Annotated in this window: 12 protein-coding genes; 6 read left to right on the forward strand and 6 right to left on the reverse strand. The window is 63.9% G+C overall.

The annotated features are described in order from the left end of the window. Positions 1–37: 37 nt before the first annotated feature. The 3 genes from CDV44_RS15005 to CDV44_RS15015 all read right to left on the reverse strand — a co-directional run bounded on the left by CDV44_RS15005 (position 38) and on the right by CDV44_RS15015 (position 3,879). A complete protein-coding gene (locus tag CDV44_RS15005) occupies positions 38–1,654 on the reverse strand; it encodes a hypothetical protein (RefSeq protein WP_087688681.1) in 1,617 nt (538 codons plus the stop codon). A gap of 231 nt (positions 1,655–1,885) precedes the next feature. Then, positions 1,886–2,773, reverse strand: coding sequence for a prolipoprotein diacylglyceryl transferase (lgt, locus tag CDV44_RS15010; protein ID WP_087688682.1), 888 nt, complete (start codon positions 2,771–2,773; stop codon positions 1,886–1,888). 161 nt (positions 2,774–2,934) lie between these two features. Further along, positions 2,935–3,879: a LysR family transcriptional regulator gene (locus tag CDV44_RS15015; protein WP_087688683.1), complete on the reverse strand. Its 945-nt coding sequence runs from the start codon at positions 3,877–3,879 to the stop codon at positions 2,935–2,937. A 178-nt stretch (positions 3,880–4,057) separates the two neighbouring features. Between CDV44_RS15015 and ilvD (CDV44_RS15020) the strand changes: the two genes are divergently transcribed. The 3 genes from ilvD (CDV44_RS15020) (at position 4,058) to CDV44_RS15030 (ending at position 8,361) form a co-directional block, all read left to right on the forward strand. After that, positions 4,058–5,935, forward strand: a complete 1,878-nt coding sequence (gene ilvD / locus CDV44_RS15020) for a dihydroxy-acid dehydratase (RefSeq protein WP_087688684.1) — start codon at positions 4,058–4,060, stop codon at positions 5,933–5,935. A gap of 139 nt (positions 5,936–6,074) precedes the next feature. Further along, on the forward strand, positions 6,075–7,748 hold the full coding sequence (ilvD, locus tag CDV44_RS15025) for a dihydroxy-acid dehydratase (RefSeq protein WP_087688685.1): 1,674 nt from the start codon (positions 6,075–6,077) through the stop codon (positions 7,746–7,748). Positions 7,749–8,001: 253 nt separating this feature from the next. Then, the gene (locus CDV44_RS15030; protein WP_249277554.1) at positions 8,002–8,361 is read left to right on the forward strand and encodes a c-type cytochrome; all 360 of its coding nucleotides are present in this window, start codon (positions 8,002–8,004) and stop codon (positions 8,359–8,361) included. Positions 8,362–8,424: 63 nt separating this feature from the next. On the opposite strand, the gene CDV44_RS15035 is transcribed toward CDV44_RS15030, so the two are convergent. The 3 genes from CDV44_RS15035 to CDV44_RS15045 are packed head-to-tail and all read right to left on the reverse strand — an operon-like array spanning position 8,425 to position 10,753. Then, positions 8,425–8,826: a DUF2486 family protein gene (locus CDV44_RS15035; RefSeq protein WP_170935992.1), complete on the reverse strand. Its 402-nt coding sequence runs from the start codon at positions 8,824–8,826 to the stop codon at positions 8,425–8,427. Positions 8,827–8,828: 2 nt separating this feature from the next. Further along, positions 8,829–9,245 (reverse strand): DNA polymerase III subunit chi, encoded by a 417-nt coding sequence (locus tag CDV44_RS15040; protein ID WP_087688687.1) that lies wholly within the window; start codon positions 9,243–9,245, stop codon positions 8,829–8,831. Next, positions 9,242–10,753: a leucyl aminopeptidase gene (locus CDV44_RS15045; protein WP_087688688.1), complete on the reverse strand. Its 1,512-nt coding sequence runs from the start codon at positions 10,751–10,753 to the stop codon at positions 9,242–9,244. Before CDV44_RS15045 ends, CDV44_RS15040 begins: the two co-directional genes overlap by 4 nt. Before the next feature lie 91 nt (positions 10,754–10,844). Between CDV44_RS15045 and lptF the strand changes: the two genes are divergently transcribed. From lptF to CDV44_RS15060, 3 genes are read left to right on the forward strand one after another with little or no spacing between them, the layout of a single operon-like run. Beyond that, the gene (lptF, locus tag CDV44_RS15050; protein WP_087688689.1) at positions 10,845–11,978 is read left to right on the forward strand and encodes an LPS export ABC transporter permease LptF; all 1,134 of its coding nucleotides are present in this window, start codon (positions 10,845–10,847) and stop codon (positions 11,976–11,978) included. Further along, on the forward strand, positions 11,978–13,117 hold the full coding sequence (gene lptG, locus CDV44_RS15055) for an LPS export ABC transporter permease LptG (RefSeq protein ID WP_087688690.1): 1,140 nt from the start codon (positions 11,978–11,980) through the stop codon (positions 13,115–13,117). Before lptF ends, lptG begins: the two co-directional genes overlap by 1 nt. Beyond that, positions 13,117–13,503 carry a sirohydrochlorin chelatase gene (locus tag CDV44_RS15060; RefSeq protein WP_087688691.1) on the forward strand — a complete coding sequence of 129 codons (387 nt, stop codon included), beginning with the start codon at positions 13,117–13,119 and terminating at the stop codon, positions 13,501–13,503. Before lptG ends, CDV44_RS15060 begins: the two co-directional genes overlap by 1 nt. The last annotated feature ends 242 nt before the right edge of the window (positions 13,504–13,745 follow it).

The following is a 13,745-nucleotide window of genomic DNA, read 5'->3' on the forward strand; positions in this document are numbered from 1 at the left end:
GATCTCGGGCTGTGACCAGCCCCGTGGCATGGCGCGGCTATCTGGAGTTGCCAGCGTCCGCGAGCACAGCCGTACGGATCACGTTCAGAAGTCGTCCGTAGTTGTCGTCTCGCTGCAATGGCCCGCTGAGTGCGCCGGCAACCTTTTCATACGAAACGACCAGGGCGCTGCCATCGATCAGCTCTGGAATCGCCTGACGCTCGCGGCCGCAGGCAATCGTGAGCAACAGGCTGCGCATGAGATGGTTAAACGAGGCCAGCTTCACAACAGAATCGGGCTTGCCTCGTTTGAGCGCTTCTGAGTACTCACTGAGGTCGGCAACCTCGAGAAGCGCGTTGACTGGCGGGTAGAGGTTGGCGATCACTTGGCCATCAACGCACTGCAAATCGTCTTCCCAGTTCGCGACGATATGGCCGAACTCGTGAAACACGATATCCGCGAGGTGAGTTCTCGCGACATGGTGAGCGAGGGTGTGAGCGTCGTGTGCCTGCACGGCCGCGACTCGGCTTCGGTCGATGGCGATGGCGGGAATATCGAAACGGCCGATGAGATCCACGTCCTCCAGCGTTCCGTGGCTCAGTCCGCCTGTGGTGCCGTTGCCCGCGAACTCAACGATCGATATCAACGCCTCGCTGCGCTCAAGGCTTGCCCGAAACGTGGGGGCATTGTCTTCGAGCGCCTGAAGATGAGCGTCGACCAGCCTTTGCGCGTCCCCTGCGTTCGGAACAAAGTTTCTGTAAAGATCGCAAACGGTGTCGCGCTTTTCCGGCGCTTTGAGCACGCTCACTATCGTGTCGAGCTCAGTCTCCAGCGTAGCCGCGATCTCGTCGAAAAGCCGCGAAAGCGGTTTCGCTCCGGGCTCTGTGCGCAATGGTTGAATGGCCAGACACCGTCCGGAAGAAGCGATACCTGCCGTCCAGGAAACGCCTTTGACGTCGCGGATCTTGCCGTCGAAATCGCGCTTCAGGTTCGTCAGGCGCTCGCTCATCTCGAACCAGTGGAACTCGGTACTGTCCGGCATCGCGCGTCTTGCTTCCACGTTCTGCACCCATCGCTCGCCTTGCTGTTGCGCAATATCGAACGCGTAATGGGCGCCTGCAACGCTCGCCATGCCGAACCAGCCGTTTCCCGGGTCGAAGCACTTCACGAATGAGGATTCAATGGTCTGCGCGGGCACGGCGTCATCGCACGAATGCGACAGATCCACGTCGCAAACGCTGCGCGACAATTTGCCGGGCGTTAGCTCCACTCTGACGACTGACGGATAGGCACGCTCACCGCGCTCGAACGCCAGAAGCAGATGCGCGGTCTGCGCTGGCACGTCGCCACGATCCTTCGGCTGGCTCAAACGTGCGCTGGCCGTTCTGTCGAACGTCCAATAGCTTGGCATTTCTTCCTTGGCCAATGCGCCCGGCGCCCGTGCCGCCTCCTGTCCGCACGCGAGACCCGGCCTTGGATAACCTTGCCGGAGCGCTTGCCTGACCGACGTCAGATCGCTTGCCATCGTCTGGCCAGACCTGCTGTCCGTCGCGCGTACGTTCCCCTGTCCGATCGCGTGGCCCGGCTTCGCGTACGGCGGCAAGCCGTGCACGTGAGCAGCACCTGTGCCCGTCAATTTGGGTTTCATTCCGATGTCCTCGCTCCAATTCGCCATTGCAGCGCTCAGGTCGCAACAATGACGAGAAAGTAAGCAGCGTCACGGATCGCCGCTTTGCGAGAACGGTTCACTAGTTTTCGAATTCATGCCGCAAGGGATTTCGCTTGCGAAAATGGGCTCGAATTCCCCTAAAACCAGCCTCGAGCGCAAAAAAAGGGCCGCCAGTGACACCACTGGCAGCCCTTTTGGATTTTCCACTGCGGTCAGCCGACCGCGCAAAATTCGCCGCTATGCGACCGATGGCGCGGCGCGTCGATGCGCCCACACCAGCATGATCACGCCCGCGACGATCATCGGCAGCGAGAGCCATTGGCCCATCGACAACCCGAACGACAGCAGGCCAAGGAACGAATCCGGCTCACGGGTGAATTCGGCAAGGAAGCGGAACAGCCCGTAGCCCACGAGGAACATGCCGGAGACCGCGCCCACCGGACGCGCCTTGCGTGCAAAGAACCACAACAGCAGGAACAGCGCCACGCCTTCAAGCGCGACCTCGAACAACTGCGACGGGTAGCGCGGCAACCCATGGAATTGTGCGAACACCATCTGCATCGCGCTATCGGCCATCGCCTGCGGGTGGGCCATCGCCCACTGCGCATCTTCGGCCGCCGCTTGCGGAAACAGCATCGCCCAGCGCGAATCGGGGCTCGTCACCCGGCCCCATAGCTCGCCGTTGATGAAGTTGCCCAGACGCCCCGCCGCCAGCCCCAACGGAATCATCGGCGCGATCAGATCGGTGCCTTCCAGCAGCGAATGACCGCGGCGGCGCGTGAACAGCCACATCGCCACCAGCACGCCAAGGAAGCCGCCGTGGAAGGACATGCCCCCTTCCCACACATTGAAGATATCGAGCGGGTTTGCCAGATAGAACGACAGCTTGTAGAAAATCACATAGCCCAGCCGTCCGCCGAGAATCACGCCGATCACGCCGTAGAACAGCATGTCGTCGAGATCCTGCGCCTTCCAGCCTTGCGCGGCAATTGACGGCTGGCGCACGCGCAAGCGTCCGACCAGCAGGAAGAGAATGAAGCCGACCAGATACATCAGGCCGTACCAGCGGATGGCGAGCGGGCCGAGATGAATCGCGACCGGGTCGAATTGAGGATGAATCAGCATGGATCAGAAGATAGGGATTCGTGAACAAAAGTTCCGAAAATTTCCGTGAACTCGCGCGCCGCCATTCACAAAAAAGCGGTGCCGCCGCGTCATGACACACAGATTCCGGCGTGCCGTCGGATGGCCTGCACAATACCACGAGCCATAGGGGGGAACAGGCCCTAGTCCACCAGCGTTGCACCGGGCGGTGTTTGTGCCACACCGCGCGCCGTTTCGAGAAAGCCTTCGAGCACGGGCGTGACTTCCGCCGTGCGCCAGAGCAGCCCCGTCTCGATCAGCGCACTGGTCTCGCGCAGGGCACGATACTCGACGCCCGTGCGACGCAGATGACACAGCGACTGCGGCACCAGCGCCACGCCCATACCCGCCGAGACGAGACTCACGATCGTCTGCATCTGAATGGCTTCCTGCCCGACACGCGGCGTCAGCCCCAATGCCCCGTAACAGCCCATGATGATGTCGTAGAACGCCGGGGCCACACGGCGCGGGAAGATCACCAGCGGCTCGTCGGCAAAGTCCGTCAGGCTGACGGGCTCGTTCGGCTCGTTCGACGGCTTCGACCCGCCCCGCCGATCCCCCCGCCCCGCCGGCAACGCCAGCATCAGCGGCTCGCGCATGATCGGCAGGTACGAGAGCTCGTTCGCGAAACGCGCGGGCACGGGCGGGATGAAGAGGCCCGCGTCGATCCGGCCGTCCATGAGCGCCTCGACCTGCACGTCGCTGGTCGCCTCGAGCAATTGCAGCCGCACGCGGGGATAGCGCTCGCCGAATTCGCGCAGCAGCGGCGGCAGGATGCCGTAGTCCGCCGTCGACACGAACCCGAGCGATAGCGTCCCGACCTCGCCGTGCGCCAGCCCCTGCGCCAGTGCGGGCAGCGCCTCGGCGTCAGCGAGAATGCGCCGCACCTCGGGCAGCAACTGCCGCCCGACCGCCGTGAGCTCCACCGAGCGGTTCGTTCTCACGAACAGCGGGGCGCCGAGCGACGCCTCCAGCGCCCGAATCTGCTGAGAGAGCGGCGGCTGGGTCATCGCCAGACGCTGTGCGGCACGGCCGAAATGACGCTCTTCGGCCACCGCCACGAAATACCGAAATTGACGCAGATCCATGATATGTTTTTCGACCTAATCCGAGTCAAATAATATATTTGACAAGCATCCAAGGAAAGACGAATCTTAACGTCCAATTCAGTCCGGCCAAAGCCCGCTTGGATGCGTGGCTGCCCAAAAGCCGGACGACTCGCCTGACCATTCTTTACCCACAAACACTGCGTTTCACGAGACGACCATGCCTCACTACCGTTCCCGCACCTCCACCCACGGCCGCAACATGGCCGGTGCCCGCGCGCTGTGGCGCGCCACCGGCATGACCGACGAAGACTTCGGCAAGCCGATCATCGCCGTGGTGAATTCCTTCACGCAGTTCGTGCCGGGCCACGTGCACCTGCGCGATCTGGGCGCCGTCGTCGCCAAGGAAATCGAGGCTGCCGGGGGTGTCGCCAAGGAATTCAACACCATTGCCGTCGACGACGGCATCGCCATGGGTCACGGCGGCATGCTCTATTCGCTGCCGTCGCGCGAACTGATCGCCGACTCGGTGGAATACATGGTCAATGCGCACTGCGCCGACGCCATGGTCTGCATCTCGAACTGCGACAAGATCACCCCGGGCATGCTCATGGCCGCCATGCGCCTGAACATCCCCGTCGTGTTCGTCTCGGGCGGCCCGATGGAAGCCGGCAAGGTCAAGTCGGGCGACGGTCAGGTGATTGCCAAGATCGATCTGATCGACGCCATGATCAAGGCCGCCGATCCGAAGATCAGCGACGCGGAAGTGGCCGAAGTCGAGCGTAGCGCCTGCCCGACGTGCGGTTCCTGCTCGGGCATGTTCACGGCCAACTCGATGAACTGCCTGACCGAAGCCATCGGCCTCGCGTTGCCGGGCAACGGCACCATCGTCGCCACGCACGCCTGGCGTCGCGGGCTGTTCGAGCAAGCCGGCCGCCTCGTGGTCGACCTGTGCCGCCGCTACTATCAGGAAGAAGACGCCTCGGTGCTGCCGCGCAACATCGCCACCAAGGCGGCGTTCGAGAACGCCATGACGCTCGACGTCGCCATGGGCGGCTCGACCAACACCGTGCTGCACTTGCTGGCCGCCGCGCAGGAAGCCGGTGTCGACTTCAAGATGGCCGACATCGACCGCATCTCGCGCAACGTGCCGTGCCTGTGCAAGGCCGCGCCTGCGACCGACAAGTACCACATCGAAGACGTGCACCGTGCCGGCGGCATCATCGGCATTCTGGGTGAACTGGCGCGCGCCAACCTGCTCGACACCTCGTGCGGCAACGTGCACAGCGGCACGCTCGGCAACGCCATCGCCAACTGGGACGTGGCTGCCAGCGCCGAGAAGGTGAACGACAAGGCGCAAACGTTCTACAGTGCCGCCCCGGGTGGCGTGCCGACGACCGTGGCATTCAGCCAGTCGTCAACGTACGCGAGCCTCGACGTGAACCGCGAAACCGGTTGCATCCGCGACCTGGAACACGCCTACACCAAGGACGGCGGTCTGGCCGTGCTGTACGGCAACCTCGCCGAAAAGGGCTGCATCGTGAAGACGGCCGGCGTGGACGAATCGCAATGGGTCTTCACCGGCCGTGCGCGCGTCTATGAAAGCCAGGACGACGCCGTCGAAGCCATTCTCGGCGACAAGGTGCAAGCGGGCGACGTGGTCGTGATCCGCTACGAAGGTCCGAAGGGCGGCCCGGGCATGCAGGAAATGCTGTACCCGACGTCGTACCTGAAGTCGAAGGGGCTGGGCAAGACCTGTGCGTTGTTCACCGATGGCCGTTTCTCGGGCGGTTCGTCGGGCCTCGTGATCGGTCACGCCTCGCCGGAAGCGGCTGAAGGCGGCACCATCGGTCTGGTGGAAGACGGCGACGTGATCGAAATCGACATCACGCAGCGCAAGATGCATCTGGCCGTGTCCGACGAAGAACTGGCGCGTCGCCGTGCCGCCATGGAGGCGCGTGGCGACGAGGCATGGCAGCCGATCGGCCGCGAGCGCGTGGTGTCGCAGGCTCTGCAAGCTTATGCAGCGCTGGCGACGTCGGCCGATCGCGGCGCCGTGCGCGACCTGTCGCAACTGAAGTTGGCCAAACGTGGCTGATTTCGCACTGGCAACCTGACGTAAGCCACACGGCGCGCCCCTTCCGGAGCGCGCCGTTTTTGCATCTGACGTGTGATACAACAACGCATGTGTCTGCGTAACCAAAGCGGCGCATCCCCACAGGACAGAGGAGACAGTCATGGCATTCAACCGTCGTTCGCGCAACGTCACGCAAGGCGTGGCCCGCTCGCCCAACCGCTCGATGTATTACGCGCTGGGCTACAAGGAAGAAGACTTCGACAATCCGATGATCGGTGTGGCCAACGGCCACTCGACGATCACGCCGTGCAACGCCGGCCTGCAACGCCTCACCGACGCCGCCGTCGAGGCCATCAGAACGCATCAGGCCAACCCGCAGACCTTCGGCACGCCGACCATCTCCGACGGCATGTCGATGGGCACCGAAGGCATGAAGTACTCGCTCGTGTCGCGTGAAGTCATCGCCGACTGTATCGAGACGGCCGTGCAGGGGCAGTGGATGGATGGCGTGGTCGCCATCGGCGGCTGCGACAAGAACATGCCGGGCGGCATGATTGCACTGGCCCGCATCAACGTGCCGGGCATCTATGTCTATGGCGGCACGATCAGGCCGGGCAACTGGAAGGGCAAGGACCTGACCATCGTCTCGTCGTTCGAGGCCGTGGGCGAGTTCACCGCCGGGCGCATGACCGAGGCCGACTTCAAGGGCATCGAGAAGAACGCGTGTCCGTCGACCGGTTCGTGCGGCGGCATGTACACCGCCAACACGATGAGTTCGTCGTTCGAGGCACTCGGCATGTCGCTGCTGTATTCGTCGACGATGGCCAACCCCGATCAGGAGAAAGTCGACTCGGCGGCCGAATCGGCGCGCGTGCTGATCGAGGCAGTGAAAAATGACATCAAGCCGCGCGACATCATCACCCGCAAGTCCATCGAAAACGCCGTGGCCCTCATCATGGCCACGGGTGGCTCGACCAATGCCGTGCTGCACTATCTGGCGATTGCACATGCGGCTGAAGTCGAATGGTCCATTGAGGATTTCGAGCGCGTGCGCGCCCGCGTGCCGGTCATTTGCGACCTGAAGCCGTCGGGCAAGTATGTGGCGACCGATCTGCACAAGGCCGGGGGCATTCCGCAAGTGCTGAAGCTGTTGCTCGATGCCGGTCTGCTGCATGGCGACTGCCTGACCATCACTGGCCGCACGATTGCGGAAGAACTGAAGGATGTGCCGTCAGTGCCGCGCGCCGATCAACATGTGATCTACCCGATCGACAAGGCGCTCTACAAGGAAGGCCATCTCGCGATCCTCAAGGGCAACCTTGCCGAAGACGGTGCCGTCGCCAAGATCACGGGCCTGAAGAACCCGGTCATCACCGGACCGGCACGCGTGTTCGACGACGAGCAAAGCGCGATGGACGCGATTCTTGCCGACAAGATCAAGGCTGGCGACGTGCTCGTGCTGCGCTACCTCGGCCCCAAGGGCGGGCCGGGCATGCCGGAAATGCTGGCCCCGACCTCGGCGATCATCGGTAAGGGCCTCGGCGAGTCGGTCGGCTTCATCACCGACGGGCGGTTCTCGGGCGGCACGTGGGGCATGGTGGTCGGCCACGTCGCGCCGGAAGCATTCGTGGGCGGCACCATCGCACTGGTGCAGGAAGGCGACTCGATCACCATCGATGCGCACAAACTGGTGCTGCAACTGAACGTCGCGGACGATGAACTCGCCAAACGCCGCGCGGCATGGAAGGCCCCTGCGCCCCGCTACACGCGTGGCGTGATGGCGAAGTACGCCGCGCTGGCACAACCGGCGAATAAGGGCGCCGTGACGGGCTGACGCGTGACGTTTGCGCGCGAGGATCGTGATGACGACTGCCGCGAGGCGGCATCCTTGCAGCGGATTGCGGTATAGCGGTATTGCGGCACGTTTTGCCTGCCCGGCAGACGTGCCGTTTTCATTGGGCAATCACGGGTAAAGAAGGGCGTCGGCCGCCGCCGTATAATGGCGCGTCGATGCGCCCTGCGCCACAGCTTCCCATCACTATCACGCAGCCTCGCATCGCGATCCGTCAACGATCGGGGAGTAGCACATGAAGGATTCAGGCGACAAAATCGCCGTAGTGGTTGCAGGCCTGCTGATGACGCTGCTCGCGCTGGTGCCGCCGAGTGCGGCCGCCCAGACGTCGGCGACCGATCAGGCCATGCTGAAGCTCGCACGCGAGCGCAACTGCATGACATGCCACGCGGTCGAGCGCATGCTGCTGGCGCCGGCTTATCGCGACATTGCCAAGCGCTACGCCGGGCAGAACGGCGCGGTGGAAAAACTCACCCAATCGATTTCGGACGGGAGTCGCGGTACGTGGGGCAATATTCCGATGCCCGCCAGTCCGCAACTGGCACCGGGCGAGGCCGAGCGCCTTGCCCGCTGGATTCTGGGCTTTATCCGCTGAGCGCGGGCACAGGGCCTGAGGCAACGCGGCGTTACGACCAAAGGCCAGCCGCCCTCCACCCTCTCAGCCCTGCGAGCGGGCCTGCTTCGCCACTTCCTCGATGACCGCCTGCCGGATGCGATCCGGCAGTTGCACTTGTAACGCGTCGGCCACCTGTTTGCCGATAAGTTGCACGAGCCACGACGTCTGATCGATCAGCGCGTCGTGACAGCGACGTTCCACCAGCGTCGTGATCTCGTCGGCCAGTTGCAACGTCAGCCGCGCACTCACGCGCTCGGCGAACACCGCCACATCCGCCGGTACGCCCTGCTCGGCAGCGCGCTGCCCGCCAGCGCCCCCGGCGGCCGACACCGACGCTGCTCTCGATTCGTTCGATGGGATCGTCGGTGGCACCTCGTCGCCGGGCGCGAGCACTTCGGTCAGCGTGGGGATGCCGGGGTCGTTGCGCTCGGGCTCATGCGTCACGGTCAGCCTCGTTGGTCGTAGTTGTTCAGGGTATAGCCGCGATCGCGGTAGAAACGGTAACGCTCCCGGGCGCCGGCCAGATCCTCGGGCGCATCGCCCACGATCTCCACCACCCGTTCAAACCGTGCAAAGTGCGTCGGCACGGCATTGGCCAGATTGAGCAGCACCTGATGGTGTTGCGCTTCTTCGTCCGGCCCGGCCAGCACGACGGGCGTCTTCGCCGCCTCATCGTCACGCGTGAAGCAGTGCGGGACAAACTCCAGCGGCGAGAACGTCCACAACGCCTGATCGAACGCCCGCAGCACGTCGGGTTCACCGACGACCACGAGCGTCTGCCCGGCCAGATAGACCTTGCGCGCGAACCGGCACGCGTAATCGAGCCGGTTCGCCACGTGGGTATGAAAATCGACGCGGGTCACCGGGCCTCGCGATCGATCAGGAACTGCGTGAGCAACGGCACCGGACGGCCGGTCGCGCCCTTGGCCGCGCCGCTCTTCCATGCCGTACCGGCGATATCCAGGTGCGCCCACTCGTACTTTTCGGTGAAGCGTGCCAGGAAACAGGCGGCGGTGACGCTACCCGCCGGACGCCCGCCGATGTTCGCCATATCGGCAAAGTTCGACTTCAGCTGCTCCTGATATTCGTCTTCGACCGGCAGACGCCAGGCGGTGTCGCCCGTCGTGCGGCCGGCAGCCACGAGTTCGTCGGCGAGCGCGTCGCTCTTCGAGAACAGGCCCGAATTCACATGGCCCAGCGCGATGATGCAAGCGCCCGTCAGGGTTGCCACGTCGATCACGGCAGCCGGCTTGAAGCGTTCGGCATAGGTGAGCGCGTCGCACAGGATCAGGCGGCCTTCGGCGTCGGTATTGAGCACCTCGATGGTCTGACCCGACATGCTGGTCACGACATCGCCCGGCTTGGTGGCTTGCGCGCCCGGCATGTTTTCCGTGGCCGGCACCACCGCGATCACGTTGAGCTTGAGGCCCATCTCGGCGACGGCACGAATCGTGCCCAGCACCGACCCTGCGCCGCACATGTCGTATTTCATCTCGTCCATGCCCTCGCCCGGCTTGAGCGAGATGCCGCCCGAGTCGAAGGTCACGCCCTTGCCCACCAGCACGATCGGGGCCTGCTTGGCAGGGCCGCCCTCATACTTGAGCACGATGAACTGGGGCGGCTGGACCGAACCGCGCGACACCGACAGGAACGACCCCATCTTGAGCGCTTCGATCTGCTTCGGCCCGAGAATCTCTGCCTTGAGCTTGAACTCGCGGGCCAGCTTGCGGGCCGTGTCGGCGAGATACGTCGGCGTGCACACGTTGCCCGGCAGGTTGCCCAGGTCCTTCGTGAGCGACATGCCGTTGGCGATGGCCTCGCCGCGCTTGGCAGCCAGCTTGGCGGCCTTCAGGTCTTCCGGGGCAACCGCGAACACGATCTTGCGCAGCGCCACATTGGCCGGCTCGACCTTGCTCTTCATCTGGGTGAAGCGGTAGGTGGCGTCGCGCAGCGCGAGCACCGAGGTGCGCACGGCCCACGCGGCGTCCTGCTTGGCCACCTTGGTTTGCGGCAGCGTCCACAGGGCGTCGGCAGCGCGCGAGGCCAGCACGGCACGCACGGCGGCGCGCGTGGCATCGTTGAAACCCTTTTGCGAGAGCTGGTCTTCGCGGCCCAGGCCGACGAAGAGCACGCGTGCGGGGCTCCAGCCTGCGACTTCGTGCAGCATCAGGGTGCTGCCGAGCTTGCCGTCGAGTTCGCCACGCTTGACCATGCGGGCGAGCAGGCCCTTGCTGGCGGCGTCGAGCGCCTTGGCGAGGCCCGCGAGCGGCTGTTGCTCGAATACGCCGACCACCAGGCATTCCGTCTTCGCATTGGCGAGATCGGCCAGGCCGGTCTTGGTCGAATCGAAGGCTTTTGTGCTAAAGTCCATCGCGCTTTCCTCGGGTAAAATTCGTACGAGCCGCAATTATCCGCTTTTTTCCGCGCTCGCCCAACCGCGAGAGCTCCCCAATCTTCATCACATGATTTTTCAGCGTTCCCTACAGCGTGAGCTGAACTACACCGCTGGGGCCGTCTTCATGGTGCTGATCACCGTCATGCTCACCACGATGATGATCCGCATCCTGGGCTTCGCAGCGTCCGGGAAGGCCGATCCGCGCGACGTGCTCGTGCTCATCGGTCTGGCCGTGGTCGGCTACCTCGCGGTGATTCTGATCGTCACGCTGTTCGTCTCGATCCTCTTTGTGCTGACCCGCTGGTACCGCGACTCCGAAATGGTCGTGTGGTTTGCCTCCGGTCTGTCGATCAACGACTTCATCAAGCCGGTGCTGCGCTTTGCTGCGCCGTATCTGGCAGTCATCACGTTCTGCGCGCTGGTCGCGTGGCCGTGGGCGAACCTCCAGATCTCTGCACTCGAAGCCCGCTTCGCCCAGCGCGACGACGTCTCGATGATCGCACCGGGCCAATTCCGCGAGAGCGCCGCCAATCACCGCGTGTTCTTCGTCGAAACCGTCTCGCCCGACGCCACCAAGGTGCACAACGTCTTCGTCTCGGGCACCGAGAACGGCAAGGTCAACGTCATCGTCTCGAAAGAAGGTCACATCGAGACGGCCAAGGACGGCAACCGCTACATCGTGCTGGAAAACGGCCGCCGCTACGACGGCGTGCCCGGACAGCCTGATTACCGCGTGATGGAATTCGAGCGCTACGGCGTGAAGATCGACAACCCGGCCACGACCGACGTCGACAACACCCCGACCAAGGGCGTGCCGACCATGCGTCTGTTCCGCGAGATTGCCAATCCGATCTTCCGTGGCGAAATCGTCTGGCGTATCGGTCTGCCCCTGCTGGCGCTCTCGCTCGTGCTGCTGGCCGTGCCGCTGGCGTACCAGAACCCGCGCCATGGCCGCACCGTCAACCTCGTCATGGCCGTGCTCATCTATCTGGGCTATACCAACTTGCTGAGTCTGTCGCAGGCTTACGTGGCACAGGAGCGCCTGCCGCTCGCCATCGGCGTGTGGTTGCTGCACGCGCTCGCCCTCGTCGTCATCGTGCTGCTGTACGTGCGCCGCATGCGCTTCCGCGGGCTGCTCGGCCGCAAACGCAATCGTGGCAACGGCGAAAGAAGCGAGCCGACGGCAGGAGGGGTTCGCTGATGCGCGTCTACGAAAAATATCTGGCGCGTCAGATCTATCTGGCGTTCCTGTTCGTCCTGCTGGCGTTTGTCGGCCTGTTCGTCTTCTTCGACCTCGTGAGCGAACTGGGCGACGTGGGCCGCGGCAACTACCGCTTCCAGCACGCGCTCGCCTATGTGTTGCTGTTCGCACCGCAGCGCATGTACGAAATCATTCCGGTCGCGTCGCTGATTGCCGCGATTTATGTCTGCGCGCAGTTGGCGGGTAATTCGGAATTCACAATCTTCCGCGTCTCGGGCCTCTCGACGGGTCAGGCGCTGCGCTCGCTCCTCAAGATCGGCCTGCCGGTCGTGTTGCTGACGTTCGCCATTGGGGAATTCGTCGCACCGGGCGCCGAGCAACTCGCGCAGAAGATTCGTCTGGAGGCCTTGGGCAGTTCCGTCTCGGCGGGCTTCCGTTCAGGCGTCTGGGTCAAAGACACCGTCGAACAGGAAGGCGGACGTGTTACGCGCTTCATCAACGTGGGCACGCTCAATCCTGACAACACGATTGCCGACGTGCGCATTTACGAGTTCGATTCGTCGCTGCGCCTCGATAGCGTGCGCCTCGCCAAGCTCGGCCAGTTCCAGACGCCGAACTACTGGCAGTTGACCGACGTGTCGGAGACCGTGTTCTCCGCCACCGATGACGCCACGGCCGGCAAAGACCCGCTGCGTGCGCTCGTGCAGAGCAAGCAGGTGCACATCGACAAGGTGCAGATGAAGTCGGAGCTGACGCCGCAGATTCTGTCGGTGTTGATGGTCTCGCCGGACAATATGGCGATCGGCAGCCTGTACAAGTACATCGGACACTTGAAGGAAAACCAGCAGAACACCGACCGCTACAACCTGGCGCTCTGGCAAAAGCTGCTGTATCCGTTCGCCGTGTTCGTGATGATGGCGCTGGCGCTCCCGTTCGCCTACCTGCATGCACGCGCCGGGGCCATCGGCCTGAAGGTGTTCGGCGGCATCATGCTCGGCATGAGCTTCCAGTTGCTCAACAATCTGTTCTCGCATCTGGGCCTGCTCAACACGTGGCCGGCGTGGTTCACGGCGGCATTGCCATCGCTGCTTTATCTGGTGCTCGCCATCGCGGCGCTGCGCTGGGTGGACAAACACTGATGCAGAACCAGGCGCTCATTCTGTTCGGCCATGGCTCGCGCGATGCGCGCTGGGCCGAACCGTTCGAGCGCCTGCGGGCCATCGTCGCCGCCCGCCGCCCCGGCGTGGACGTGCGTCTGGCCTTTCTCGAACTGATGACGCCCAGCGTGCTGGATGCCATCGACGCCCAAGTGGCGGCAGGCGCTGCCGAGATCACCGTGGTGCCCGTCTTCTTCGGGCAGGGCGGACACGTCCGGCGCGACCTCCCCGCGCTCGTCGAGCAGGCACGTCAGGCACATCCGCAAGTGCAGATCGACATCGCCGGTGCCGTCGGCGAAAACGACGACGTGCTGAACGCGATCGGCGATTACTGCCTGCATCAACTCGACGCCGGCAACGCTATCTGACGGCCATCGGCATCGCCACGCCACTGGTCCCCTCCGCGTCTCCTGCATCCCCCGCTCCGCTTCGCCCCCGCGCGGCGAATTCCCAATGCGGTCCCGCAGCCAAAAAATGAAATCGGTCCGGCAGGCTCAAGTCCAACAATCGGTGTCACCGCGACGCGTACGTCCGGTTATCTGAGCAACGGCTGGAAGCCCACCCGGGGCGCGCCGTGCTCGTCTGCGCAGCCCTATCAGGACTTCTCGAG

The organism is Pandoraea sp. PE-S2R-1 (assembly GCF_002179865.1).
In the GTDB taxonomy this organism is placed as follows: domain Bacteria; phylum Pseudomonadota; class Gammaproteobacteria; order Burkholderiales; family Burkholderiaceae; genus Pandoraea.

Excerpts from the sequence above, each read along its gene's own strand:
- CDV44_RS15005 (WP_087688681.1), bottom strand. The coding sequence starts at position 1,654 with ATGGCGAATTGGAGCGAGGACATCGGAATGAAACCCAAATTGACGGGC.
- lgt (WP_087688682.1), bottom strand. The coding sequence starts at position 2,773 with ATGCTGATTCATCCTCAATTCGACCCGGTCGCGATTCATCTCGGCCCG.
- CDV44_RS15015 (WP_087688683.1), bottom strand. The coding sequence starts at position 3,879 with ATGGATCTGCGTCAATTTCGGTATTTCGTGGCGGTGGCCGAAGAGCGT.
- ilvD (WP_087688684.1), top strand. The coding sequence starts at position 4,058 with ATGCCTCACTACCGTTCCCGCACCTCCACCCACGGCCGCAACATGGCC.
- ilvD (WP_087688685.1), top strand. The coding sequence starts at position 6,075 with ATGGCATTCAACCGTCGTTCGCGCAACGTCACGCAAGGCGTGGCCCGC.
- CDV44_RS15030 (WP_249277554.1), top strand. The coding sequence starts at position 8,002 with ATGAAGGATTCAGGCGACAAAATCGCCGTAGTGGTTGCAGGCCTGCTG.
- CDV44_RS15045 (WP_087688688.1), bottom strand. The coding sequence starts at position 10,753 with ATGGACTTTAGCACAAAAGCCTTCGATTCGACCAAGACCGGCCTGGCC.
- lptF (WP_087688689.1), top strand. The coding sequence starts at position 10,845 with ATGATTTTTCAGCGTTCCCTACAGCGTGAGCTGAACTACACCGCTGGG.
- lptG (WP_087688690.1), top strand. The coding sequence starts at position 11,978 with ATGCGCGTCTACGAAAAATATCTGGCGCGTCAGATCTATCTGGCGTTC.
- CDV44_RS15060 (WP_087688691.1), top strand. The coding sequence starts at position 13,117 with ATGCAGAACCAGGCGCTCATTCTGTTCGGCCATGGCTCGCGCGATGCG.